Raw genomic sequence first — 20,609 nt, 5'->3', positions numbered from 1 at the left:
GGGTCCGGGGCACCCACCATTCCGAGATAAAGATCGTGCTGATCCGCCCCCACCCGCAGCACGCGCCGGTTGGACGGTCGCTGTTGCGGCAGCGTGACAGGGAGGTGACCGATGGCCGTTGAACCCCTGCCCCCCGCCGAGACCACCGCGGCCGAGCCGGGCACACAGATCACCCATTCGGATGGCCGAGTCGAGCTGCGTGATTTCTCCACGATCGCCGACAGCCCGTACTTCAACGAAGAGCTCGCCCCGGTGCCCATCGAGAAGCGCACCTGGACCACATACAACTTCGCGGCGCTGTGGATCGGCATGGCGCACAACATCCCCACCTACCTGCTCGCCGCCGGGCTCATCCAGCTCGGCATGAACTGGGTGCAGGCGTTCCTCACGATCACGCTGGGCAATCTGCTCGTCCTGATCCCGATGCTGTTGAACAGCCACGCGGGCACGAAATACGGGATCCCGTTCCCGGTCTTCGCCCGCGCGTTCTACGGAGTCCGAGGCGCGAACCTCCCAGCCCTGCTCCGCGCCTTCATCGCCTGCGGCTGGTTCGGCATCCAGACCTGGATCGGCGGCGAAGCGATCTACGCGATCGCCGGCAAGCTGCTCGGCTCCTGGTGGGTCAACGCGGCCACGGTGATGGACTACCCGTGGACGCTGTGGGCCTCGTTCTTCCTGTTCTGGGCGATCGAGATGGCGATCATCTGGCGGGGCATGGACACCCTGCGGCGCTTCGAGAACTGGGCCGCACCGTTCGTCATCGTGGTCGCCGTCGCCCTGCTGATCTGGGTGCTGGTCGAGGCGGGCGGGCTCGGCCCGATCCTGTCCGAGCCATCGAAGCTGGGCTGGGGCGCCGACTTCTGGAAGCTGTTCGCGCCGTCCCTGATGGGCATGATCGCCTTCTGGGCGACGCTGTCGCTGAACATCCCCGACTTCACCCGGTTCGGCGGCAGCCAGCGGCAGCAGGCGTACGGCCAGATCCTCGGCCTGCCGACCACGATGTCGTTCTTCGCCATCCTGTCGATCATGATCACCTCAGGCACCGCCGTGATCTACGGTGAGGCGATCTGGGACCCCATCCAACTCGCGGCCAAGTTCGAGAACCCGCTGGTCGTCGCACTCGGCCTGTTCACCGTCGTGGTCGCCACGCTGTCGGTGAACGTCGCGGCGAACACGGTCAGCCCGGCGTACGACTTCTCCAACGCCGCGCCCCGACTGGTGAGCTTCCGAACCGGGGGCCTGATCACCGGCGTGCTCGGCATCCTGATCCAGCCGTGGCGCCTGGTGCAGGACCCCAACATCTACATCTTCGTCTGGCTCGGGTTCTACGGCGGCCTGCTCGGCGCGGTCGCCGGCGTACTCATCGCCGGGTACTGGATCCGCCACCGCACCAGGCTCCAACTGCCGGCCCTCTACCGCCCCGAGGGCAGGTACTGGTTCTCCGGCGGGTGGAACTGGGCCGCCATCGTCGCCACCGTCGTCGGCGCGGTCCTCGCGGTGGGTGGCGCCTACTCCGCACCCGGCAAGGGGCCGTTCCCGTCCGACGGGCTCATCCCGTTCCTCAAGCCGCTCTACGACTACAGCTGGGTGGTCGGTCTGGTCGCCGGGTTCCTCGTCTACCTGGCGCTGTCGATGCCGCGCACCGCGCACGCGAAGGGGGAGCAATGAGCAACATCATCCGAGCCGGGCTGGTGCAGCAGAAGTGGACCGGCGACAAGGAGTCGATGATCGCCAACGCGGTCGAGGCCATCCGCAGCGCCGCCTCGCAGGGCGCACAGGTGGTCTGCCTGCAGGAGTTGTTCTACGGCCCGTACTTCTGCCAGATCCAGGACGCGGACTACTACTCGTACACCGAGGCCATCCCGGACGGGCCGACGACCGCGCTGATGCGCGAGGTCGCCGAGCAGCACGGCGTGGTGTTGATCGTGCCGATGTACGAGCAGGAGCAGCCCGGTGTCTACTACAACACCGCCGCGGTGATCGACGCTGACGGCACCTACCTCGGCAAGCACCGGAAGAACCACATTCCGCAGGTGAAGGGGTTCTGGGAGAAGTTCTACTTCCGGCCGGGGAACCTCGGCTATCCGGTGTTCGACACCGCCGTGGGGCGCATCGGCGTCTACATCTGCTACGAGCGGCACTTCCCCGAGGGCTGGCGGGCGCTCGGCCTGGCCGGCGCGAAGATCGTTTTCAACCCGTCGGCGACCAGCCGCGGCCTGTCGGAGTACCTGTGGCGGCTGGAGCAGCCCGCTGCCGCGGTCGCCAACGAGTACTACGTCGGCGCGATCAACCGGGTCGGCGTGGAACCGTTGGGCGACAACGACTTCTACGGCCAGTCGTACTTCGTGGACCCGCGCGGGCAACTCATCGGCGACGCGGCGTCGGACAGCGAGGCGGAGGTCGTCGTCCGCGACCTGGACATGGACAAGCTGGCCGAGGTCCGTGACCTGTGGGCCTTCTACCGCGACCGCCGTCCCGACACGTACGAATCGCTGGTGAAGCCGTGAGCATCGTCATCCGCAACGGAACGATCGTCAACGCCACCGGGGCGTCCCCGGCGGACGTGCTGGTCGAGGGCGAGCGGATAGCGGCGCTCGCCGCACCCGACTCGGGTCTGGCCGAGCAGTGGGCTTCCGGTGCCGAGCGCGTGATCGACGCCACCGGGAAGTACGTGGTGCCGGGCGGCATCGACGGCCACACCCACATGGAGATGCCGTTCGGCGGCACGTTCTCGGCGGACAACTTCGAGACCGGGACCATCGCGGCAGCCTGGGGCGGCACGACGACCATCGTCGACTTCGCCGTGCAGGGCAAGGGCACGTCCGTGCTGTCCGCGCTGGACAAGTGGCACAGCAAGGCTGACGGCAACTGCGCGATCGACTACGGGTTCCACATGATCATCTCAGACGTCAACGACACGTCTCTGAAGGAGATGGAGGCCTGCATCGACGCGGGCGTCAACACGTTCAAGATGTTCATGGCCTATCCGGGGGTCTTCTACGCCACCGACGGGGAGATCCTGCGGGCGATGCAGAAGGCCCGGGACACCGGGTCGATGATCATGATGCACGCGGAGAACGGCATCGCCATCGACCAGCTCGTCCTCCAGGCGCTGGCCAACGGTCAGACGGACCCGGTGCAGCACGGCCTGACCCGGCCGCCCGAGCTGGAGGGCGAGGCGACGTCGCGGGCGATCGCGCTGGCCAAGGTCACCGGCTCGCCGCTGTACATCGTGCACCTCTCCGCCGCGCACGCCCTGGACGCGGTCACCCAGGCGCGTGACACCGGGCAGAACGTGTTCGCCGAGACCTGCCCGCAGTACCTGTTCCTGTCGCTGGAGGATCTGGCCAGGCCCGACTTCGAGGGCGCGAAGTACGTCGCCTCTCCCCCGCTGCGCCCCAGGGAGCACCAGGCGGAACTGTGGCGGGGCCTGCGCACCAACGACCTGTCGCTGGTGTCCACCGACCACTGCCCCTTCTGCTTCAAGGACCAGAAGGAGTTGGGCCGGGGAGACTTCTCCAAGATCCCGAACGGGATGCCCGGCGTCGAGCACCGGATGGACCTGCTCTATCAGGGCGTCGTGAAAGGCGAGATCACCCTGCCGCGCTGGGTGGAGATCAGCTCGACCACGCCCGCCAGGATGTTCGGGCTCTACCCGCGCAAGGGCATCATCGCGCCGGGCGCCGACGCGGACATCACGGTGTACGACCCGACAGCCCGGCAGACCATCTCGGCCAGCACGCACCACATGAACGTGGACTATTCCGCGTACGAGGGCATGAAGCTGACCGGAAAGGTCTGCACCGTGCTGTCCCGTGGTCGAGTCGTGGTCGACGACAACGCCTTCCACGGCGCGGCCGGGCACGGCAGGTTCCTGAAGCGCGATCTCACTCAATACCTGGTCTGAAAAGGAGAAGCCGTGGACTTCGGTGTCGTACTCCAGACCGACCCGCCAGCTCGCGACGTCGTGGCGGGCCTCACCGCCGCCGAGGACAACGGGTTCCGCTACGGGTGGACGTTCGACTCCTGCGTGCTGTGGCAGGAGCCGTTCGTCATCTACTCGCAGGTCCTCGCCGCAACCAAGCACCTGATCGTCGGGCCGATGGTGACCAACCCGAGCACCCGCGACTGGTCGGTCACCGCGTCGCTCTTCGCCACGCTCAACGACATGTTCGGCAACCGCACGGTGTGCGGGATCGGCCGCGGCGACTCGGCCCGGCGGGTCATCGGCCAGCCGCCGGCGAGCCTGGCCACGCTGAAAGCAGCGATGCACGTGATCAAAGAGCTGGCCGAGGGCAACGAGGTCGAACACCACGGCACGCCGGTGCGCATCCCGTGGGTGCGTGACGGCAGGCTGGAGATCTGGATGGCGGCCTACGGCCCGAAAGCGCTGCGGCTGGTCGGCGAGCAGGCCGACGGCTTCATCCTGCAGACGGCCGATCCCGACATCGCCCGCTGGACGATCGGCTCGGTACGCGATGCGGCCACCGCAGCAGGTCGAGATCCCGACTCGATCACGATGTGCGTGGCCGCGCCCGCTTACGTGGGCACCAACCTCGCGCACCAACGGGATCAGCTGCGCTGGTTCGGCGGCATGGTCGGCAACCACGTGGCCGACCTGGTCGCCCGCTACGGTGATTCCGGGGTCGTGCCGAAGGCCCTGACCGACTACATCAGGGGGCGCGAGGGCTACGACTATGCACACCACGGCCGCGCTGGCAATGCGTCCACCGACTTCGTGCCCGATGAGATCGTCAACCGGTTCTGCCTCGTCGGCCCCGAGTCAGCCCATGTCGACCGGCTGCAGGAGCTCAAGGAGATCGGGGTGCACAACTTCGCCCTCTACCTCATGCATGACGACAAGGAGAAGACCCTCTCCTCGTACGGCAAGAACGTCATCACGCAGGTCTGATCCGGGCCACTCGACGTACGCCTCGCACGTTCCATGAGCGTGATCGGTGGAGCTCAAACAAGCTCACGTGGCCGCCGGAGCGGTCTGGGAAACGTTCTTGAAGGGACGGAGGTGCGGGGAACATGGAGGGGGCCGTGCCATGATCCCGACCCTGATCCTCGTTGGCCTGCTCCTCGGGCGCTGGTGGTGGCTGCCGCTCCTGATCTCCGCCGTTGGTTGGCCCGTACTGCTCGTCGCCACGGACACGATGAACATCGAGCCAGGCTTGATCGCTGCCGCGTCCGGGCTGGCCGTGCTGAACGCCGGCGCCGGTGTCGTGGTCCACCAGGGCATCCTCTGGGCGGTTCGACGGGCGCGTCGCGTAAATCCCTCGTCGCACAGGTGACTGAGCGCGGCGCCTTTCCCCCATGCAGTCTGGCCTACCGGCAAGCTGGTCGGGCGTGGATGGACCCGCCCACCGTTGTCCGGCCCGTACCGCCCTGGCCCTGACGGCACCCGAAACGAGATCCTCGACAAGTACCGGGCGTACCTGCTCGGCCGACCCGACCTCCTCGCCCTCCGCGCCGGCCTGCGCGGACGCCGGCTCGGCTGCTGGTGCGTGCCGGAGCGCTGCCACGCCGAGGTTATCGCCGAACTCGCCGACTCGCTGCCACCGTCGAGCCTTCGGTAGAAAGCCCGGCGGAGATCTGCCTAGCGGACGTGGTCTGCATCGGGCACGGTGTCGAGATAGAGGAAGTCGGTCACGCCGATCACCCCGACGACCTGGCGCACGACCGGCGGCATGTCCCGGCGGGTGGGGTCGTGCACGAGGCGGGGACCGGTGAGGGGCACTCGCCGGCCGCGGGTCTCCAGCTCACAGCCGCCGGCCGCCAGTACGTTTCTCGCCCAGTCGGTGACCCCGTAGGTCAGCGCGGCGACGTAACCGTCGGACGTCCGGAAGATATTGATCGGAGTCCGGTACACCCGACCGGAGCGGCGGCCCCGGTGGATGATGACGCCGAAGCCGGGCAGCCGCCCGGCCAGCGGACCGGTCACGCGGTTGGTGACGACCCAGTTGAACCGCGCCAAGCGTCTGGGTAACACCATGGCCACCATGTTCGCCCAGGTGCGATCGAATCGCCAGCTCCACGTCCGCCGCCGTCGCGAGCCCCCGCTCCGCCCGCTCCTCGGCCCTCAGCTTGGCCAGATACAGACGTACGGCGTCGAAGAACTCCAGGTCCGTCCGCAGTGGCCGGAGCTTGTCCTCACGCGGGCATTTGCTGTAGGCGCGAGCGATCTTGCGGACGGTGTCGGCGTAGCGATCGGCGAGGGTGGGCTTGCCCTCCTCCAGGTCTGGTTCCGGGCGGCGGAGGTAATCCACGACGTCGAGCGCGGCATGGTAGAGGGCACGCGGTCTGCCCGAGTCGCGCTTGGCCTTCCAGTTGATGCCGTGAAGCTGGCTACCGATCACGCCGTGCAGCTCAACCACCATGTCGACCGCCGCGCTGATGTCCTTCCCGATCGACTTTTCGTCGATGTCGGTCCGGGTGTACTCGGCGAGCGCCTTGGTGAGGTCGTCGGCGATGCCGAGGAAGTTCACCACCAGACCGCTGGGCTTCTCGCCCCATCGACGGTTGACTCGGGCGAGGGCCTGCATCAACGCCGCCCCGCGCATCGGCTCGGGCTGCCTGAGGCGTCCTCGAACAGCCTGTTCGACAACGCCCACTGGGCCACGCCGCTGCTCGACGGCGCCGTGGCGCGGCTGCTCACCTACGGTTGGTCCACCCTGCCGAGCGGCACCCGGGTATACGGTCACCGGCCGTTGCGGCTGCTCTGCCACTTCATGGACCTCCAGCCGCCCACCCGCGCGCTGTCCGGAGAGCGGTCGGTGTCGGAGGTGGACCACTTGCTGGCCGACCTCGACCGGCAGCGGCAGGCCGATACCGCGGCGCTGCTCGCCTAGGCGGGTATGGCGATGGCCAACGATCCGCAGGAGGTCCTGGCGGCGGTTCGGGCGCTCCTCGACGACGAGGCGATCGGCACCGTCGCCGAGGCTAGCGTCTAGCTCCATCGGTGATACATCACCGGTCGCGCCACCCTCGGCGACGGCGGAGCCTTCATCGGCCCTTTCCTTCCACGCGCCCCACCAGGTGTGTCATGTCCGCCCATCCCCGGTCGGTGCCTCTTCCGCCGGCTCCGGCGGCGTCGGGCCGTCCACCCGTTCCCGCTCCCGGCGGTCCCGCCGTTTCTCGACGAGGGCTGCGAGCAGCAGCGACCCGACGGCCGCCGCCCGGCCCCAACGGCGCAGGGCGGCGCGGATCGGCCCGGGCGGTGGCGCCGGCGGCGGTCCGGGCACCACCACCCGGTCGACCCTCGGGTACGCGAGCCGGGAGGCCGAGATCGCTTCCTCCTCCGAGCGCAGGGCCCGGTTCCCGCCGATGACGAGGTGCCGGGCCTCGTCGCGGTAACGCCAACGCCACAGGTCGCCCTCCGGCCACAGCTCGATTCGCTCCCCCGGCCTGTCCAGGGCGGGTGTTTCCGGTTCACCCTCGCCCTCGGGCGGGTGAGGCGAGCGGTGGGCGGCCCGCCGCAGGTCCGCGCGGGTGAGTTCGCCGACGCCGGCTGCGCCGCCGCGGTGCAGCGCCCGCGCGGTCAGGAAGGCGAGCGCCCCGGCCAGGATCGGCAGGACGAGCACCAGCACCTGGAACACCGACAGCAGGTCGTAGATCGGCACCCGCAGCAGGCGGGCGATGATGTCGTCGCCGGCCGCCACCGTGAGTACCGCGTAGAAGGTCAGCGCGGCCACACCGATGCCCATCCGGACGGGATGGTCGCGGGGCCGGTCGAGCAGGTGGTGCTGCCGGCGATCGCCGGTACGCAGCCGTTCGACGAACGGCCACGCGTAGAGGACGAGGAAGGTCAACCCGCCGAGCACCACGCCGGGGAAGAACGGCGCGGGCACCAGATGCCCGGCGACGCGGAACTCCAGCGGCGGGAACAGCCGCAGGGCCCCATCACCCCAGGCGACGTACCAGTCGGGCTGGGCCGGCGCGGTGGACTGGGCCGGTTCGAAGGGCCCGTAGAGCCAGACCGGGTTGATCTGGATCAGGCCGCCGAGGGCGAACAGTACCGCCAGCACCCAGGCGAACAGGGCGAGCGTGCGCAGGGTGTAGCTCGGCCACAGCCGGGAGCCGACGACGTTGTGCTCGGTCCGCCCCGGACCGGGGAACTGGCTGTGCTTCTGCCGCACCAGGATGCCCATGTGCAGCGACACGAGGGCGACGAGGACGGCCGGCACCAGCAGCACGTGGGCGACGAATATCCGGGGGATCATCTCGTCGGAGGGGAACTCCCCGCCCAGGGCCAGGGAAACCAGCCACGCCCCGACCAGGGGGATCGACTCCACCACCGAGGTGATGATCCGCAGGCCCAGCCCGGAGAGCAGGTCGTCCGGCAGGGAGTAGCCGGTGAAGCCGTTGGCCAGGGCGAGGGTCAGCATGGTCACGCCGATCAGCCAGTTGAGCTCACGGGGTTTGCGGAACGCCCCGGTGAAGAAGACCCGCGCCAGGTGCAGCACGATGGCCGCGACGAAGACCAGCGCGGCCCAGTGGTGGGTCTGCCGGATCAGCAGGCCTGCCCGGACGTCCCAGCTGAGCCGCACCGTCGAGGCGTACGCCGCGGAGGTGGTGGCGCCGTCCAGCGGGGCGTACGCACCGCGGTAGACCCGGTCGGCGGAGCTGGCGTCGAAGAAGAAGGTCAGGTAGACGCCGGTGAGGATCAGCGCGATGAACGAGTAGAGCGCGATCTCGCCGAGCATGAACGACCAGTGGTCGGGAAAGACCTTCACCAGCGCCCGGCGGGTGATCGGCGAGAGGCGTAGCCGGTCGTCCAGGGCCTGGGCCAGCCGGCCGGTGATCATGGTGAGCTCCAGAAGCCCGCGCCGGGCGGCACGGTGAAGTCACCGGTCGCGCGGAGGAAGCCGTCCGGTCCGACCTCGATCGGCAGCCCTGGCAGCGCCCGGGCGGCCGGACCGGCCACCGGCCGGGCATCTGCCAGCAGGTCGAAGGAGGACTGATGGCAGGGACAGAGCACCTGCCCGGTGCCCTTGAGGTAGATCCGGACCGGGCACCCTGCGTGCGTGCAGAGCAGCGAGTAGACGACCAGTCCGTTCACGTGACCGGCGGAGGGCGGGCGGGAGAAGCGTTCCGGATCAAGGCGGACCGCGAAAGCGGGGCCGTCCCCGGTGTCGAGGTGGCCCTCGGGAAAGATCCCGACCGCGGTGCCGGCGGGCACGTCCTGCAGCCGCAGTGGCCGTCCGTCCGCTGTGACCAGCCGCACGCCGGGTCCCCATGGGGTGTCTCTGCGTGCCTGGAGCGGGTCGGCCCGTCCGAAGGGCAGCAGGGAGCGCAGCGGGAACAGCGCGGCGGCGCCGAGCGCGCTCAGCGCGAGGCCGAGCGCGGCGACCAGGCCCCGCCGCCGCACCGGGCTGTCCGGCGCGGCGAGCACCGCGGCGGTCATCGCCTGCTCGGTCGGAGGCGGCGCGAAGCCCTCGTGCTCCTCGACGTACCCGTCGACCGGCACGAGCCGCCGGCCCCAGATGGCGAGGCCCACGGCCAGCCCGGCGAAGGCCACCGCGAGACAGACCCCCTCCCAGCGGGTGTCGCCGCCCACCGCGTACGTCACCGCGAAGCCCACCGCCCCGGCGGCGCTGACCAGAAACGCGACGACGGTCCGGCGACTGGCCGCCCGCTCGCTCGCCGAGGGACGCCGCGCGCTCACTCCCCCGCCCTCCTGCCCAGCCACCGCGCGGCTGCCACCAGCAGACCAAGGACGGCCACCCAGGCGACCAGTCCCTCGGCCAGCGGGCCGAGCCGACCGAGGGGGTTGCCGCCCCGGTCCAGCCGCTCGCCGCGGAGCCGCTGCACGTACGCGGTGAGGTCGTTGACCTGCTGGTCGTCGAGCACCTGGCTGGGAAATACCGGCATCAGCCCGGGGCCGACCCGGACCGCCTCGGCGACCTGCGTCGCTGTGGCGTCGTACAGCGGCGGGGCGGTCCAGCCGTCGGTCAGCGCGGTGCCCGCGCCGGTGGCCCCATGGCAGGGTGCGCAGTTGGCGGCGAAGATCTCCTGACCGGAGGCCAGGTTGCCCGGGGCGACCCGGGGTATCTGCGGACCACCCCCGCCGAAGCTGCCGACGTGGCCCACCAGTGCGCCGATGTCGTCGGCCGAGAACACCGGTTCCGCGCGCCGGGCCTGCTGCTCCTCCCGCGACAGCGGCATCCGTCCGGTGGAGACCTGGAAGTCGACCGAGGCGGGGCCGACGCCGATCAGCGACGGGCCCCGCTGCGTGCCCCGCCCCTGCTCACCGTGGCAACTCGCGCACTGCTGCAGGTAGAGCTCGGTGCCCCGGTCCGCCGGGTTGGACGACGGCGCGGACGCGGCCGGGGCCGCCGCCCCGGGGGTCGGCTCGGGGGCGAGCGCCACCGGACCGGCCACGAGCACCAGCACGGCTCCGACCGCGAGCATCCGGCGGGGATGCAGGGTGAGCCGCCGGGCCGCGGCTCGTGAGTGCCGCATCGGTCAGTCCAGCGTGTAGAGGTAGGCGGCGATGTCCTGGGCGTCAATGGCACTGATACCGAGGTTCGGCATCGCGGTCCCGGGCTCCACGGCCTGGGGATCGGCGATCCAGCGCCGGAGGTTGTCGGCGTTGTTGGGCAGTTGACCGGCGATGTAGGAGCGGGCGCCGAACCGAGTCAGGGGCGGGCCGACCAGGCCGTCGGCGCGGTTGATGCCGGGGATGGTGTGGCACGACCCGCAGCCGTACTGGGCGATCAGCTCCGCGCCGCGGTCGGGCCGTCCGTTGCGCGACTCCGGTGGTGGGGGTGGGGCCGTCGAGGCGCAGGCGGTAACCGCGACAATCGGCAGGATCATGAGGGCCGCACCGAGTGCCCAGAGCCGGCGGGGCAGCATCATGGCACCACCCCTTCCGCTTCAGCTGTGGTCGCCATCGGGCGGGTCCCTCCGGGTGGCGGCCCCCCGCGCAGGCCGTCGGGCCGGTCGCGGTCCATCCGCAGCAGCCAGCCCAGGAACACGGTCAGCGCCACGACCAGCACGGCCAGGTCCATCGGCGCCCACATCAACAGCCCGGCGAGTTGCTGGTCGGGCAGCGGGTCGGCGCCGAACACCCGCCGCGGATAGATCGGTTGCGGGGCGAAGGTGAGCACGGCGCCGAGGGCCGAGGCGGGCAGCATCGTGCCGGCCAGCAGCAGCACCGTCACCGGGGCGGGGGCGCGGTGCCGTGGCGAGCCGAGCACCGGCGCCCAGAACAGCCAGGCCGTGGCCAGGAAGCACAGATGCTCGGTGGCGTGCACGGCGGGACGGTCGACCGCGGCCGCGTACGGCCCGGGCAGGTGCCAGAACCAGAGCACGACGGTCTGCCCGCCACCGGCCAGCAGGGCGTACGTGCCCGGGTGGCGCAGCCGGCGCATCGGCGGCGCCACCCGGCAGCGGGCGAGCAGCCGGCGCAGCGGGAGCGGCACGGCCATGCTCAGCGGCAGCCCCGCCGCGCCGGCCGCGAGCAACGGCCCGGCCACCAGCAGGAGCAGCATGTGCTGAGCCATGTGCCCGGCCAAGGAGGACTCCGCCATCTCGTGCGCCGGCCCGTGCTCAGTGCCGAGCACCACCAGCAGTCCGGCGCCGAACGCGGCCACCCGCCAGCGGGGGACCACGTGCCCCGCGCCGCGGCGCGACCACAGCTCCTGGACGCCCCGCCCGTAGCCGGCTGCCAGCAGGCAGACCGTGACGACGACGAGCATCGCCAGCAGGCTCTCGGCCAGCGGGCTCTGGCCGGGCCCGTGTGCCTGGTGGACGCTCAGAGCTGACATGGCGGCAGCACCAGCACGGCGACCCCGCCGAGCACGATGATCGTCAGGAACAGCAGGTTAACCCAGACGCCCACCACGGCGAGCATCCGGGACCGGCCGTACGCCCGGTCCTGGGTGCCCGTGGCCTGCGCGCGGGCGGTGCGTCGCCACGCCAGGGCGGCGACCGCCAGCGAGCCCGCGGTGACCAGGGCCGGGACGATCACCGCGAGCCCGACCACCCGCCCGAGCGGCATGGCGAGGACGCGGTCGGAGCCGGCGGCGCAGGCGAGCTCGTCGAGGCCCCAGGCGGCGACCACGTGTACGGCCCAAGCGACGGCGCCGCCGAGGACGCCGTACCAGAGCAGCACCCCGCCGGTCAGACGGGCCCGTGGCCCGGGTGGTGTGGTGGTCATAGTCGTGGGGAGAGGTAGATGGTGAACAGGATGGCGACCCACACCGCGTCGACGAAGTGCCAGTAGATGGCGGTGTTGCGGACCCGCTCGCGCCGGTGGGCGTCGATGGTGCCGCCGCTCAGGGCGGCGGCGAGCAGCCAGCCGATCATGGTCAGGCCGACCAGGACGTGCAGCCCGTGGAAACCGGTGATCAGGTAGAACAGCGACCCGTACACGTCGGTGGTCAGGGTGAAGTGCCGGAGCTTCTCGGCGTACTCGATGGCCTGCAGGGTCAGGAAGGTCAGCCCCAGCACCATGGTGGCGCCCAGGCCGCACCGCAGCTGCCACCGCCGGCCGTGCCGGCTGCCGTGTTCGGCCCACACCATGGGCAGGCTGCTGGGCAGCAGCACGGCGGTCATGATCAACGGCTTGAGCAGCTCCGGGGTCCCGATGGCGCCCGGCGGCCACTGGGGGCCGTACTGGAAGCGGAGGTAGAAGTAGCTGCCGAGCAGGCAGGCGAAGAGGGTGGCCTCGGTGGCCACGAACATCACCATGCCCCACCAGCCGGTCGATCGACCGGCTGGCAGCTCGGTGCTCAGCGCCTCGGCGCCGGTGGCCGCCATGATCCCGCCCCGATCCGTCATGGTGTCGCCACCCCGCTCGTCCGGCTCGGTCCAGCTGGCCAGAGCCAGACCGCGATCGTCGCGGCCACCACCACCGCGGCGACGGCCGCCACCGGGTACCAGGCGACGAGCAGAGCGGCGAAGAGGACCAGCAACGCGGCGGCGAGCACGAGGGGCTTGAGCGTTGACTCCGGCATCGGCACCGGGCGTTCGACGCGGGCGTCCAGTTCGCTGGTGAGCAGTGTGACGCGTCCCTCGCTGAGGATGCGGTCCGCGGTCGCCCCCTCGCCGGTCGACTCGGCGGTCCGTTCGTCCCACACCGGGTGCAGGCTGTGCACCCGGGGCAGGACAGGGAAGTTGTACGGCTCGGGCGGTGACGTGGTGGCCCATTCCAGGGTGTCGGCGCCCCAGGGGTCCGGCGGAGCGGGCCGACCGCGGCGGACGGCGTGCACCACGCCGACGAGCACGAGCAGCAGTCCGAGAGCGAGCACGTAGGAGCCGATGGTGCTGACCAGGTTCCATCCGCCCCAGCCCGGCTCGCTGGCGTAGGTGTAGACCCGGCGGGGCATCCCGAACAGACCGTAGAGGTGCATGGGGAAGAAGGTGACGTGCATGCCCGCGAAGACCAGCCAGAACGCCCAGCGCCCCAGCCCTTCGTGGTACATCCGCCCGGTGATCTTGGGCAGCCAGTAGTAGATGCCGGCGAGCATCGGGAAGACCGCGCCGCCGATCAGCACGTAGTGGAAGTGCGCCACTACGAAGTAGGTGTCGGTGACCTGCTGGTCGAACGCGGTCAGGGCGAACATCGTGCCAGTGACGCCGCCGAGCACGAAGGTCACGATGAAGCCGACGACGAACAGTAGCGGCACCCGGATGACCAGCCGGCCGAGCAGCATTGTGGCCAGCCAGGCGAAGATCTGCAGCCCGGACGGAATGGTGATGATCGTGCTGGCCGCGCTGAAGAAGCTGTACGACAGTTGCGGCAGCCCGGTGGCGAACATGTGGTGCACCCAGACCCCGAACGAGATGATCGCGATCGCCACGATGGACAGCACGATCAGCGGGTAGCCGACCACGCCCCGCCGGGTGAAGGCGGGTAGCACCGCCGAGACGATGCCCAGCCCCGGCATGACGATGATGTACACGTCGGGGTGTCCGAAGATCCAGAACAGGTGCTGCCAGAGCAGGACGTTTCCGCCGGCCGACGGGTCGAAGAAGTGGGTGTCGAACCGGCGGTCGAGGAACAGCATCGCGTTGTCGAGGTTCAGCGCCGGCAGCGCGAAGATCACCATGAACGCGGTAGCGACGATCGCCCAGACGAACAGCGGTACCCGGTTGAGCGACATTCCCGGTGCGCGCAGCTTGAGCGCGGTGACGATGAAGTTGATCGAGGCGGCGGTCGTGGATATGCCGAGGAAGAGCAGACCGAGGGCGTAGACGTCCATGTGCAGGCCGGGGTTGTGCTGCTCGGAGCTCAGCGGCGCGTACGCGAACCAGCCGTTGTTGGGGGCGGCGCCGAAGGGCAGGCTCGCCCACATGAACAGGCCGGCGAACAGGAAGACCCAGTAGCCGAAGGCGTTCAGTCTCGGGAACGCCATGTCCCGGGCGCCGATCATCAGGGGTACGAGGTAGTTCCCGAAGCCGAAGAGCATCGGCGTGGCGAACAGGAAGATCATCGCCGTGCCGTGCATGGTGAAGAGCTGGTTGTACTCCTCGGGCGACAGCAGTCCCGCCTCGGGTCGGGCGAGCTGGGTGCGCATGGCCAGCGCGCTGAGTCCGGCGAGGACGAAGAAGACCCCGGCGGTGACCAGGTAGCGCCGGCCGATCCTCTTGTGGTCGACCGTGCTGAACCAGCCGCGTAGCGAGGGCGACTCCGCCCAGTGTTCCGTCAGCCGGGCCAGGTCCACCCGGCTGACGCCCGGCGGCGTGCTGGTCGTGGCCATAGTTCCCCTCCCCGACCTAATCCAGCGACCGCAGGTACGTGATCAGGTCGGGCAGCGCGGCCGCGCTGACCGGCTGTGGGGGCATCGCGTTGCCGGGCTTGACCGTCTGGGAGTTGACGATCCAGCCGCCCAGGTGTCCGGCGTCATTCGGTACCGCCCCGGCGCCGAGGCTCCATCGGGAGCCCACGTTCGACAGGTCGGGCCCCACCTGCCCCTGGGCGCCGGTGCCGCGCACCGCGTGGCAGGCGGCGCAGGTGCCCTGCACGAACGCCTGCTGGCCGCGGCGCTCGGCCTCTGTGCGCGGCTGACGGGCCGGGGCGTTCAGGCGGGTCAGCCACGCGTCGAAGTCGGTGCGGGGTTCCGCCACGACCAGGAAGGCCATGTGGGCGTGCTGGGTGCCGCAGTACTCGGCGCACTGGCCGCGGTAGCGGCCGGCCCGTTCCGCCCGCAACCAGGTCTCGCGGGTCTCACCGGCGATCAGGTCCGTCTTCGGCATGAGCTGCGGCACCCAGAAGCTGTGCAGCACGTCGTCCGTGCGCAGCCGGACCTTCACCCGCTCCCCCACCGGAATGTGGATCTCGTTCGCGGTCGCCCCGGACGCCCCCGGATAGCGCACCTCCCACCACCACTTGTGGCCGGTCACCTCCACCGTCGGGGCGTCGGGGTCGGGATCGACGGCGAGCGCGGCGAGGTCCCGCAGCCCCACCCCGTAGACGGCGACGAGAATGACGAACGGCAGCCCGGCTCCGGCGATCGCGACGAAGCGGATTGGCTGCCCGTGGCGCACCCGGACGTTGCCCCGCCGGAACACCAGCGCCCAGATCAGCAGCGCCATGACCTCGGCGACCACCGCCAGCGAGATCCAGAAGAGCAGCCACCACAGGTTGGCGACGCGGGCGGCGCCCGTGCCGGCGGGGTTGAGGGCGGACGGCGGGTCACCACCGCATCCGGCGAGCAGGGCCAGGCCGCACAGGGCCGTCAGCACCGGGAGCGGGCGCGGTTGCCGGCGCCGCCCGGCGGGTCGGGCGGCGCTCCTGGTCATCCCTGCTGTCGTGTCCACCGAGAGCGACACTAGGCCCTTCCGAACCCCCTTCGTCCCTGTTTGCGGCTGATAACCCGACGAGTGCGACCGGACCGATTTATGGTGATACCGCACCTCGATCCGCAAGCGCCCCGGGGCGCGGACAGGGAGATCATGCGAGCCTCCACCGTGGACCTTGTCGCGGACACCGGCAGAGCGGCCGCCGGCCGCCGGACCATGGCCTGGCTCGCCGGCGGGCTCATCGCGGCGGCGACGGTGGCCGGCGGATGGCTGGCACCCCCCGACGAGGTGCAGGGCCAGGCGCAGCGACTGATGTACCTCCACGTCCCCGCGGCCTGGGTTGCCTACGCCGCGTTCGCCGTCGTGCTGACCGCCAGCGGCGCGTACCTGATCGGGGGTGACCTTCGCTGGGACCGTTTCGCGCGGGCGGGCGCCGAGATCGGCGCGGCCCTGACCGCCGTCGCGATCGCCACCGGGTCACTGTGGGGGAAGCTGGTCTGGGGTGCCTGGTGGGCGTGGGACCCCCGGCTGGTCAGCACCGTCCTGCTGCTGCTCGCGTACGCCGGCTACCTGGCCCTGCGCCGCTCACTGGCAGAGCGGACCGGCGCGCGAGACGGAGGCGACCACCGGGTGGCGCGGCCCGCCGCGGTCGTCGGGATGGCCAGCTTCCTGCTCGTCCCGGTGGTGCACTTCTCCGTCGTCTGGTGGCGGTCGCTGCACCAGCAGGCGACCGTGCTCGCCCCGCAGCGCCCGCCCATCGACCCCAGGATGGCCGTCGCCCTGCTGCTCGCCGTCGCCGCCGCGACGCTCGCCGCGCTCTGCGTCCTGCTGTACCGGGTGGTCCGGCTGGAACGCTGGCTGACCCCCGACACGGCCCCCGACCGCGTCCCGGTCCGTGTCGGATGATCCGTCGCCGCAGGGGCCGGACCGCCGTCGTCGCCGTGCTCCTCGCCGCCGGCGCGCTGCTGGTCACCAGCGCGCTCCGGGAGACCCTGACCTATTACCGCACTCCGGGCGAGGTGCTCGGCGATCCGGACGCGACCTCGGAACGGGTACGCCTCGGCGGCGACGTGGTGCCCGGGTCGCTGCGGCGCACCGGCGACCTCTTGGTGTTCCGCCTCGCCGAGGACGGTCACGAGATCACCGTCGAGCAGCGCGGCGTCCCACCGGAGACGTTCCGGGAGGGCGAGGGAGCGGTCGTCGAGGGCACCCTGTCACCGGACAGGGTGTTCCGCTCCGACCACGTCGTGGTCCGGCACGGCAACGAATACCGCCCGTCCACCGCCCCGCCAGGGTCGGTCGATGCTCGCTGACCTCGGCACCGCCAGCCTCACGGTCGGTCTGCTCTGCGCCACCCTGACCGCCCTGCTCTGGCTGCGGGCGGCCCTGTTCGCCACGCCCACCCGAGCGGCCCGCCTCGGGACCGCCGCGACCCTGGCAACCGCCGCCGTCGCCTGCGCGCTGCTGGAGGCGGCCCTGCTCCGGCACGACTTCAGCGTCCGCTTCGTGGCGGAGAACGGCGGACGCCAGGTGCCGTTGTACTACACGCTGACGAGCCTCTGGTCCGCTCTGGACGGGTCGCTGCTGCTCTGGCTGCTGATCCTCGCCGGGTACGCGGCACTGCTGGCCCACCGCCGGCACCCGCCCCGGCTGCACGCCTACGCGATGGTGGTCGTCAGCACGGTGACCATGTTCTTCTTCGCGCTGTCCACCTTCGCCGCGAACCCGTTCCGCGAGGTGAACCCGGTACCCGCCGACGGCCCGGGGCCGAACCCGCTGCTGCAGCAGCACCCGGCGATGGGCGTACACCCTCCCCTGCTCTACGCCGGCTACATCGGCCTGGTCGTGCCGTTCGCCTTCGCGATCGCCGCACCACTGGCCGGCCAGCAGGGGCGGGACTGGGTACGGGCCGCCCGACCCTGGGCCCTGGCGGCGTGGGCGGCGCTGACCGCCGGCATCGGGCTCGGGGCCTGGTGGTCGTACGCGGTGCTGGGCTGGGGCGGCTACTGGGCGTGGGACCCGGTGGAGAACGCGTCGCTGCTGCCCTGGCTGACCGCCACCGCCTTCCTGCACGCCACCCTGGGCCGCGCCGCCGGCCGGGCCGGCTGGAACCTGGCCCTGGCATCCGCGAGCTTCGTGCTGGTGCTGCTCGGCACGTTCCTTACCCGGTCCGGCGCGGTGGCCAGCGTGCACGCCTTCACCGACTCACCGTTGGGGCCGATCCTGCTCGGCTTCGTGCTGCTGACGGTCGTCGTGTCGACGGTCCTGACCGGATGGCGCGATCCCGAACCCGCCCACGGCAGGAGCACACCGCTGCTGTCCCGGATGACGGCCGTGCTGGTCAACGGCGTGCTTCTGGTGACGATCGCAGCGGTGGTGCTGATCGGCACGATCTTCCCGCTGCTCTCCGAACCGCTCGGCGGGGTGCGCACCTCGGTCGGACCCGGCTACTACCAGCGGACGGCGGTACCGCTGGCGATCGCGGTGCTGCTGATGATGGGCGTGACGCCGGCCCTGCGGGTTCGCGACCGGACGCAGGCGCTGCGGCGACTCGCCCTACCCGGCGCCGTGGCGCTCGCCACCGTCGCCGTGGTGGGGCTGCTCAGCCGGCCCGGCCTGCCCGCGCTCACCGCGTTCGGAGCGGCGGCGTTCGTGCTCACCGGCGTGACCGCAGAGCTGGCCGACCGGCGGCCGCGCTCCGGCCGGAACCGGCGACCGGGCAGGGCTGCCGGACTGGTCGCGCACGCCGGGATCGCCCTGGTTGCGGTGGGTGTCGCGGGATCCTCCGCGTACGGCCGCGACACGGAGCGAACCATCCACACTGGGGAGGCGCTGCGGGTGGGCGACGTGTCCGCGCGCCTGGTCGGCGTGGACCGCAGCGGCGCCAGCGGGGGTATGACCGTACGGGCGCGGCTCCGGCTCACCGAGGCGGGCGGCGGGGAACGAACGGTCCGGCCCGCCCTACGCTACAACGCCGCCCGGGACACCGCTGTCACGGTACCGGCGATCGAGACCGGACTGCTGCGGGACACGTACGTCACCCTGATCGCGGTCGCCCCCGACAGCGGCAGCGCGACCGTACGGCTCGCGGTGAACCCGCTCGTCGGGCTGCTCTGGGCCGGCGGCACGCTGACGGCCGCGGGGGGACTCCTGGCGGCGATCCGCACCGCCCGCCCGCGACGCCCGGACGTCGTCGCGGCGTCGCCTGACCCGGTCGCCGCCGAGGCCCGGTGATGACCGCCCGCCGCCTGCTGCGACCTGGCCCGACGCTGGTGCTGGTGCTCATCGTCGCCGTTGGCACCGTGGTCGCCCTCGGCCTGCGGTCACCGTCGACGCCGCTCGACGCCGGCGCCGCCAACGGCGTCACCCCCGCGCCGGCCCCGGCGCTCACGGGCGCCACCCTGGATGGTGGCCGGTTCGACCTGACCGAAGCCCGTGGCCACGTGCTGCTGGTCAACGTGTTCGCCTCCTGGTGCGGCCCGTGCCGGGACGAGCTGCCGCTACTGGTCGAGACGGAACGGCAGTGGTCGCCCCGTGGGCTGCGGCTGGTGGGGCTGAACGTCCGGGACGGCGCCGAGGCGGTCCGGGCGCTACTTGACGAGACCGGCGCACGGGAGTTGACCGTGCTGCCAGACCCGGAGGGCGCCCGGGCGGTCGACTGGGGCGTGCGGGCAGTACCGGAGACGTTCGTGGTGGACCGGGACGGCCGGATCGTCGACCGGCTGCAGGGTGTGGTCACCCGGCAGTGGCTTGAGCAGCGGGTGGCGCCGTTGCTGGCCCGATGAGGTGGCGCGCGGCCGTTGGGGCACTCGTCCTCGCGGCGCTGATCGCCGCAGCGGGCGCGGGGGTGGTCCGGTCGACCGGCGGCACCGGTCGGGAGGACCCCGTACGCGCCGTGGCAGTGGGTCTACGCTGCCCGGCCTGCCAGGGTGAGTCGGTGGCGGACTCCCGGTCGCCGATCGCGGCGGCCATGCGGCAGGTGGTGGCGGACCAGCTGGCCCAGGGGCGGGACCGCGACGAGATCCGCCGCTGGTTCGTCCAGCGCTACGGCCCGGAGGTGCTGACCGACCCGCCGACCCGCCGGGCGGAGCTGCTGCTCTGGGCCGTACCCGCGCTGACCTTGCTGGCCGGCGGCTACGCGGCCCTGCGCACGCTGCGTCCCCGCCTGACTCCGTCCGCGCGGGCCACGGCGGTGCGGGCGGCGCCCACCGGTCGGGTCGCACGCCGGGCGTGGCGCGCGGTGTCGGTGGGAATGGTGAGCCTCGTCGCGTCGGTAACGGTGGCCGCCAGCCGCCTGGAACGGCCGGGCCCGGATCCGGAACCGGCCGATCCCGTGACGGTCGCCGTGCAGCTGGCCCGCGACCTCGAGGGGCAGGCCCGCTACGACGCCGCAGCGCGGATGTACCGGGAGGCCCTGCGGGACCGCCCCGACGATGCGATCCAGCTGCGGCTCGCCTTCGCGCTGCTGCGCGCCGGCGACAACGCCGGCGCGAAGCAGTCGGCGCGGGAGGTGCTGACCCGCTCCCCAGACTCCCCGGACGGCCTGCTCGTGCTCGGGCTGGCGCAGCGCGGCAGCCGGTCCGCCGAGGCGGCGCGCACCCTGCGACGCTTCCTGACCATCGCTCCGGAGCATCCGGCCGCCGGAGAGATCAGCCGGCTGTTGGCCGCCGGCCCGTGACACCCCACCCGAACCCCATGGATCCACGGTCAGCTTCTCGACCCTGAAGGGCCGAGCTTGCGGATCGTGACGGCTCGTGGTGATGAGCACGAGGTCACGCCGCGTTCGGCAGGCTGACGGCTGCCCAGCCCGTAACACCGCGTGCGGCGATGTTGCGGGCTGCGTTCCGGTCGGCGTG

General features: G+C 71.4%; 22 protein-coding genes and 1 pseudogene. 12 read left to right on the top strand and 11 right to left on the bottom strand.

The features are described from left to right. The first annotated feature begins 111 nt into the window (after positions 1-111). The 6 genes from KBX63_RS24170 (at position 112) to KBX63_RS24145 (ending at position 5,582) form a co-directional block, all read left to right on the top strand. Entirely contained in the window at positions 112-1,668 is a 1,557-nt protein-coding gene (locus KBX63_RS24170; protein WP_210914693.1) for an NCS1 family nucleobase:cation symporter-1, read from the top strand. Next, positions 1,665-2,507 carry a nitrilase-related carbon-nitrogen hydrolase gene (locus KBX63_RS24165; protein ID WP_210914692.1) on the top strand — a complete coding sequence of 281 codons (843 nt, stop codon included), beginning with the start codon at positions 1,665-1,667 and terminating at the stop codon, positions 2,505-2,507. The genes KBX63_RS24170 and KBX63_RS24165 overlap by 4 nt, the downstream gene beginning before the upstream one ends. Next, positions 2,504-3,907: a dihydropyrimidinase gene (gene hydA, locus KBX63_RS24160; protein ID WP_210914690.1), complete on the top strand. Its 1,404-nt coding sequence runs from the start codon at positions 2,504-2,506 to the stop codon at positions 3,905-3,907. The genes KBX63_RS24165 and hydA overlap by 4 nt, the downstream gene beginning before the upstream one ends. Before the next feature lie 12 nt (positions 3,908-3,919). Continuing rightward, complete coding sequence (locus KBX63_RS24155; RefSeq protein ID WP_210914685.1) at positions 3,920-4,912, top strand: TIGR03842 family LLM class F420-dependent oxidoreductase; 993 nt, start codon at positions 3,920-3,922, stop codon at positions 4,910-4,912. Positions 4,913-5,051: 139 nt separating this feature from the next. Further along, positions 5,052-5,297: a hypothetical protein gene (locus KBX63_RS24150; RefSeq protein ID WP_210914680.1), complete on the top strand. Its 246-nt coding sequence runs from the start codon at positions 5,052-5,054 to the stop codon at positions 5,295-5,297. Beyond that, the gene (locus tag KBX63_RS24145; RefSeq protein WP_307871822.1) at positions 5,298-5,582 is read left to right on the top strand and encodes a DUF4326 domain-containing protein; all 285 of its coding nucleotides are present in this window, start codon (positions 5,298-5,300) and stop codon (positions 5,580-5,582) included. A 20-nt stretch (positions 5,583-5,602) separates the two neighbouring features. On the opposite strand, the gene KBX63_RS24140 is transcribed toward KBX63_RS24145, so the two are convergent. Beyond that, complete coding sequence (locus tag KBX63_RS24140) at positions 5,603-5,998, bottom strand: nitroreductase family deazaflavin-dependent oxidoreductase (RefSeq protein ID WP_210914668.1); 396 nt, start codon at positions 5,996-5,998, stop codon at positions 5,603-5,605. A gap of 88 nt (positions 5,999-6,086) precedes the next feature. Further along, positions 6,087-6,383: pseudogene (locus KBX63_RS36815) on the bottom strand (type I restriction enzyme endonuclease domain-containing protein); the annotation flags it as partial. 261 nt (positions 6,384-6,644) lie between these two features. Here KBX63_RS36815 and KBX63_RS36810 point away from each other — a divergent pair. Next, entirely contained in the window at positions 6,645-6,854 is a 210-nt protein-coding gene (locus tag KBX63_RS36810) for a hypothetical protein (RefSeq protein WP_374102260.1), read from the top strand. A 192-nt stretch (positions 6,855-7,046) separates the two neighbouring features. Here the strand turns inward: KBX63_RS36810 and KBX63_RS24130 are convergent, their stop codons facing one another. From KBX63_RS24130 to coxB, 9 genes are read right to left on the bottom strand one after another with little or no spacing between them, the layout of a single operon-like run. Beyond that, positions 7,047-8,810 carry a cytochrome bc complex cytochrome b subunit gene (locus KBX63_RS24130; RefSeq protein ID WP_210914661.1) on the bottom strand — a complete coding sequence of 588 codons (1,764 nt, stop codon included), beginning with the start codon at positions 8,808-8,810 and terminating at the stop codon, positions 7,047-7,049. Continuing rightward, complete coding sequence (locus tag KBX63_RS24125) at positions 8,807-9,670, bottom strand: ubiquinol-cytochrome c reductase iron-sulfur subunit (RefSeq protein ID WP_210914657.1); 864 nt, start codon at positions 9,668-9,670, stop codon at positions 8,807-8,809. Before KBX63_RS24125 ends, KBX63_RS24130 begins: the two co-directional genes overlap by 4 nt. After that, positions 9,667-10,467, bottom strand: coding sequence for a c-type cytochrome (locus tag KBX63_RS24120; RefSeq protein WP_210914655.1), 801 nt, complete (start codon positions 10,465-10,467; stop codon positions 9,667-9,669). Before KBX63_RS24120 ends, KBX63_RS24125 begins: the two co-directional genes overlap by 4 nt. Before the next feature lie 3 nt (positions 10,468-10,470). Then, a complete protein-coding gene (locus KBX63_RS24115) occupies positions 10,471-10,863 on the bottom strand; it encodes a cytochrome c family protein (RefSeq protein WP_210914654.1) in 393 nt (130 codons plus the stop codon). Beyond that, positions 10,860-11,774 carry a cytochrome c oxidase assembly protein gene (locus tag KBX63_RS24110; protein WP_210914652.1) on the bottom strand — a complete coding sequence of 305 codons (915 nt, stop codon included), beginning with the start codon at positions 11,772-11,774 and terminating at the stop codon, positions 10,860-10,862. The genes KBX63_RS24115 and KBX63_RS24110 overlap by 4 nt, the downstream gene beginning before the upstream one ends. Beyond that, positions 11,762-12,166: a hypothetical protein gene (locus KBX63_RS24105; RefSeq protein ID WP_210914651.1), complete on the bottom strand. Its 405-nt coding sequence runs from the start codon at positions 12,164-12,166 to the stop codon at positions 11,762-11,764. Before KBX63_RS24105 ends, KBX63_RS24110 begins: the two co-directional genes overlap by 13 nt. Continuing rightward, positions 12,163-12,789: a heme-copper oxidase subunit III gene (locus KBX63_RS24100; protein WP_210914650.1), complete on the bottom strand. Its 627-nt coding sequence runs from the start codon at positions 12,787-12,789 to the stop codon at positions 12,163-12,165. The genes KBX63_RS24105 and KBX63_RS24100 overlap by 4 nt, the downstream gene beginning before the upstream one ends. After that, positions 12,786-14,711 (bottom strand): cytochrome c oxidase subunit I, encoded by a 1,926-nt coding sequence (gene ctaD, locus KBX63_RS24095; protein ID WP_210914649.1) that lies wholly within the window; start codon positions 14,709-14,711, stop codon positions 12,786-12,788. The genes KBX63_RS24100 and ctaD overlap by 4 nt, the downstream gene beginning before the upstream one ends. Positions 14,712-14,727: 16 nt before the next feature. Further along, positions 14,728-15,771, bottom strand: a complete 1,044-nt coding sequence (gene coxB / locus KBX63_RS24090; protein ID WP_210914647.1) for a cytochrome c oxidase subunit II — start codon at positions 15,769-15,771, stop codon at positions 14,728-14,730. A gap of 135 nt (positions 15,772-15,906) precedes the next feature. Between coxB and ccsA the strand changes: the two genes are divergently transcribed. From ccsA to KBX63_RS24065, 5 genes are read left to right on the top strand one after another with little or no spacing between them, the layout of a single operon-like run. Then, positions 15,907-16,659 carry a cytochrome c biogenesis protein CcsA gene (gene ccsA / locus KBX63_RS24085; RefSeq protein WP_210914635.1) on the top strand — a complete coding sequence of 251 codons (753 nt, stop codon included), beginning with the start codon at positions 15,907-15,909 and terminating at the stop codon, positions 16,657-16,659. Then, on the top strand, positions 16,656-17,066 hold the full coding sequence (locus KBX63_RS24080) for a cytochrome c maturation protein CcmE (protein ID WP_210914631.1): 411 nt from the start codon (positions 16,656-16,658) through the stop codon (positions 17,064-17,066). Before ccsA ends, KBX63_RS24080 begins: the two co-directional genes overlap by 4 nt. Continuing rightward, entirely contained in the window at positions 17,056-18,987 is a 1,932-nt protein-coding gene (locus KBX63_RS24075; protein WP_210914626.1) for a heme lyase CcmF/NrfE family subunit, read from the top strand. The genes KBX63_RS24080 and KBX63_RS24075 overlap by 11 nt, the downstream gene beginning before the upstream one ends. Further along, on the top strand, positions 18,987-19,538 hold the full coding sequence (locus KBX63_RS24070) for a redoxin family protein (RefSeq protein WP_210914620.1): 552 nt from the start codon (positions 18,987-18,989) through the stop codon (positions 19,536-19,538). The genes KBX63_RS24075 and KBX63_RS24070 overlap by 1 nt, the downstream gene beginning before the upstream one ends. Continuing rightward, complete coding sequence (locus KBX63_RS24065) at positions 19,535-20,431, top strand: cytochrome c-type biogenesis protein (RefSeq protein ID WP_210914614.1); 897 nt, start codon at positions 19,535-19,537, stop codon at positions 20,429-20,431. Before KBX63_RS24070 ends, KBX63_RS24065 begins: the two co-directional genes overlap by 4 nt. Positions 20,432-20,609: the final 178 nt, after the last annotated feature.

The organism is Micromonospora sp. U21 (assembly GCF_018070045.1).
Classification (GTDB): Bacteria; Actinomycetota; Actinomycetes; order Mycobacteriales; family Micromonosporaceae; genus Micromonospora.
This window is presented reverse-complemented; position numbering and strand designations above follow the sequence as displayed.

Bases quoted from the DNA above. Each gene is read 5' to 3' on its own strand.
- KBX63_RS24170 (WP_210914693.1), top strand. From the start codon at position 112: ATGGCCGTTGAACCCCTGCCCCCCGCCGAGACCACCGCGGCCGAGCCG.
- KBX63_RS24165 (WP_210914692.1), top strand. From the start codon at position 1,665: ATGAGCAACATCATCCGAGCCGGGCTGGTGCAGCAGAAGTGGACCGGC.
- KBX63_RS24150 (WP_210914680.1), top strand. From the start codon at position 5,052: ATGATCCCGACCCTGATCCTCGTTGGCCTGCTCCTCGGGCGCTGGTGG.
- KBX63_RS24140 (WP_210914668.1), bottom strand. From the start codon at position 5,998: ATGGTGTTACCCAGACGCTTGGCGCGGTTCAACTGGGTCGTCACCAAC.
- KBX63_RS24130 (WP_210914661.1), bottom strand. From the start codon at position 8,810: ATGATCACCGGCCGGCTGGCCCAGGCCCTGGACGACCGGCTACGCCTC.
- KBX63_RS24120 (WP_210914655.1), bottom strand. From the start codon at position 10,467: ATGCGGCACTCACGAGCCGCGGCCCGGCGGCTCACCCTGCATCCCCGC.
- KBX63_RS24115 (WP_210914654.1), bottom strand. From the start codon at position 10,863: ATGATGCTGCCCCGCCGGCTCTGGGCACTCGGTGCGGCCCTCATGATC.
- KBX63_RS24110 (WP_210914652.1), bottom strand. From the start codon at position 11,774: ATGTCAGCTCTGAGCGTCCACCAGGCACACGGGCCCGGCCAGAGCCCG.
- KBX63_RS24105 (WP_210914651.1), bottom strand. From the start codon at position 12,166: ATGACCACCACACCACCCGGGCCACGGGCCCGTCTGACCGGCGGGGTG.
- KBX63_RS24100 (WP_210914650.1), bottom strand. From the start codon at position 12,789: ATGACGGATCGGGGCGGGATCATGGCGGCCACCGGCGCCGAGGCGCTG.
- ctaD (WP_210914649.1), bottom strand. From the start codon at position 14,711: ATGGCCACGACCAGCACGCCGCCGGGCGTCAGCCGGGTGGACCTGGCC.
- ccsA (WP_210914635.1), top strand. From the start codon at position 15,907: ATGCGAGCCTCCACCGTGGACCTTGTCGCGGACACCGGCAGAGCGGCC.
- KBX63_RS24080 (WP_210914631.1), top strand. From the start codon at position 16,656: ATGATCCGTCGCCGCAGGGGCCGGACCGCCGTCGTCGCCGTGCTCCTC.
- KBX63_RS24075 (WP_210914626.1), top strand. From the start codon at position 17,056: ATGCTCGCTGACCTCGGCACCGCCAGCCTCACGGTCGGTCTGCTCTGC.
- KBX63_RS24070 (WP_210914620.1), top strand. From the start codon at position 18,987: ATGACCGCCCGCCGCCTGCTGCGACCTGGCCCGACGCTGGTGCTGGTG.
- KBX63_RS24065 (WP_210914614.1), top strand. From the start codon at position 19,535: ATGAGGTGGCGCGCGGCCGTTGGGGCACTCGTCCTCGCGGCGCTGATC.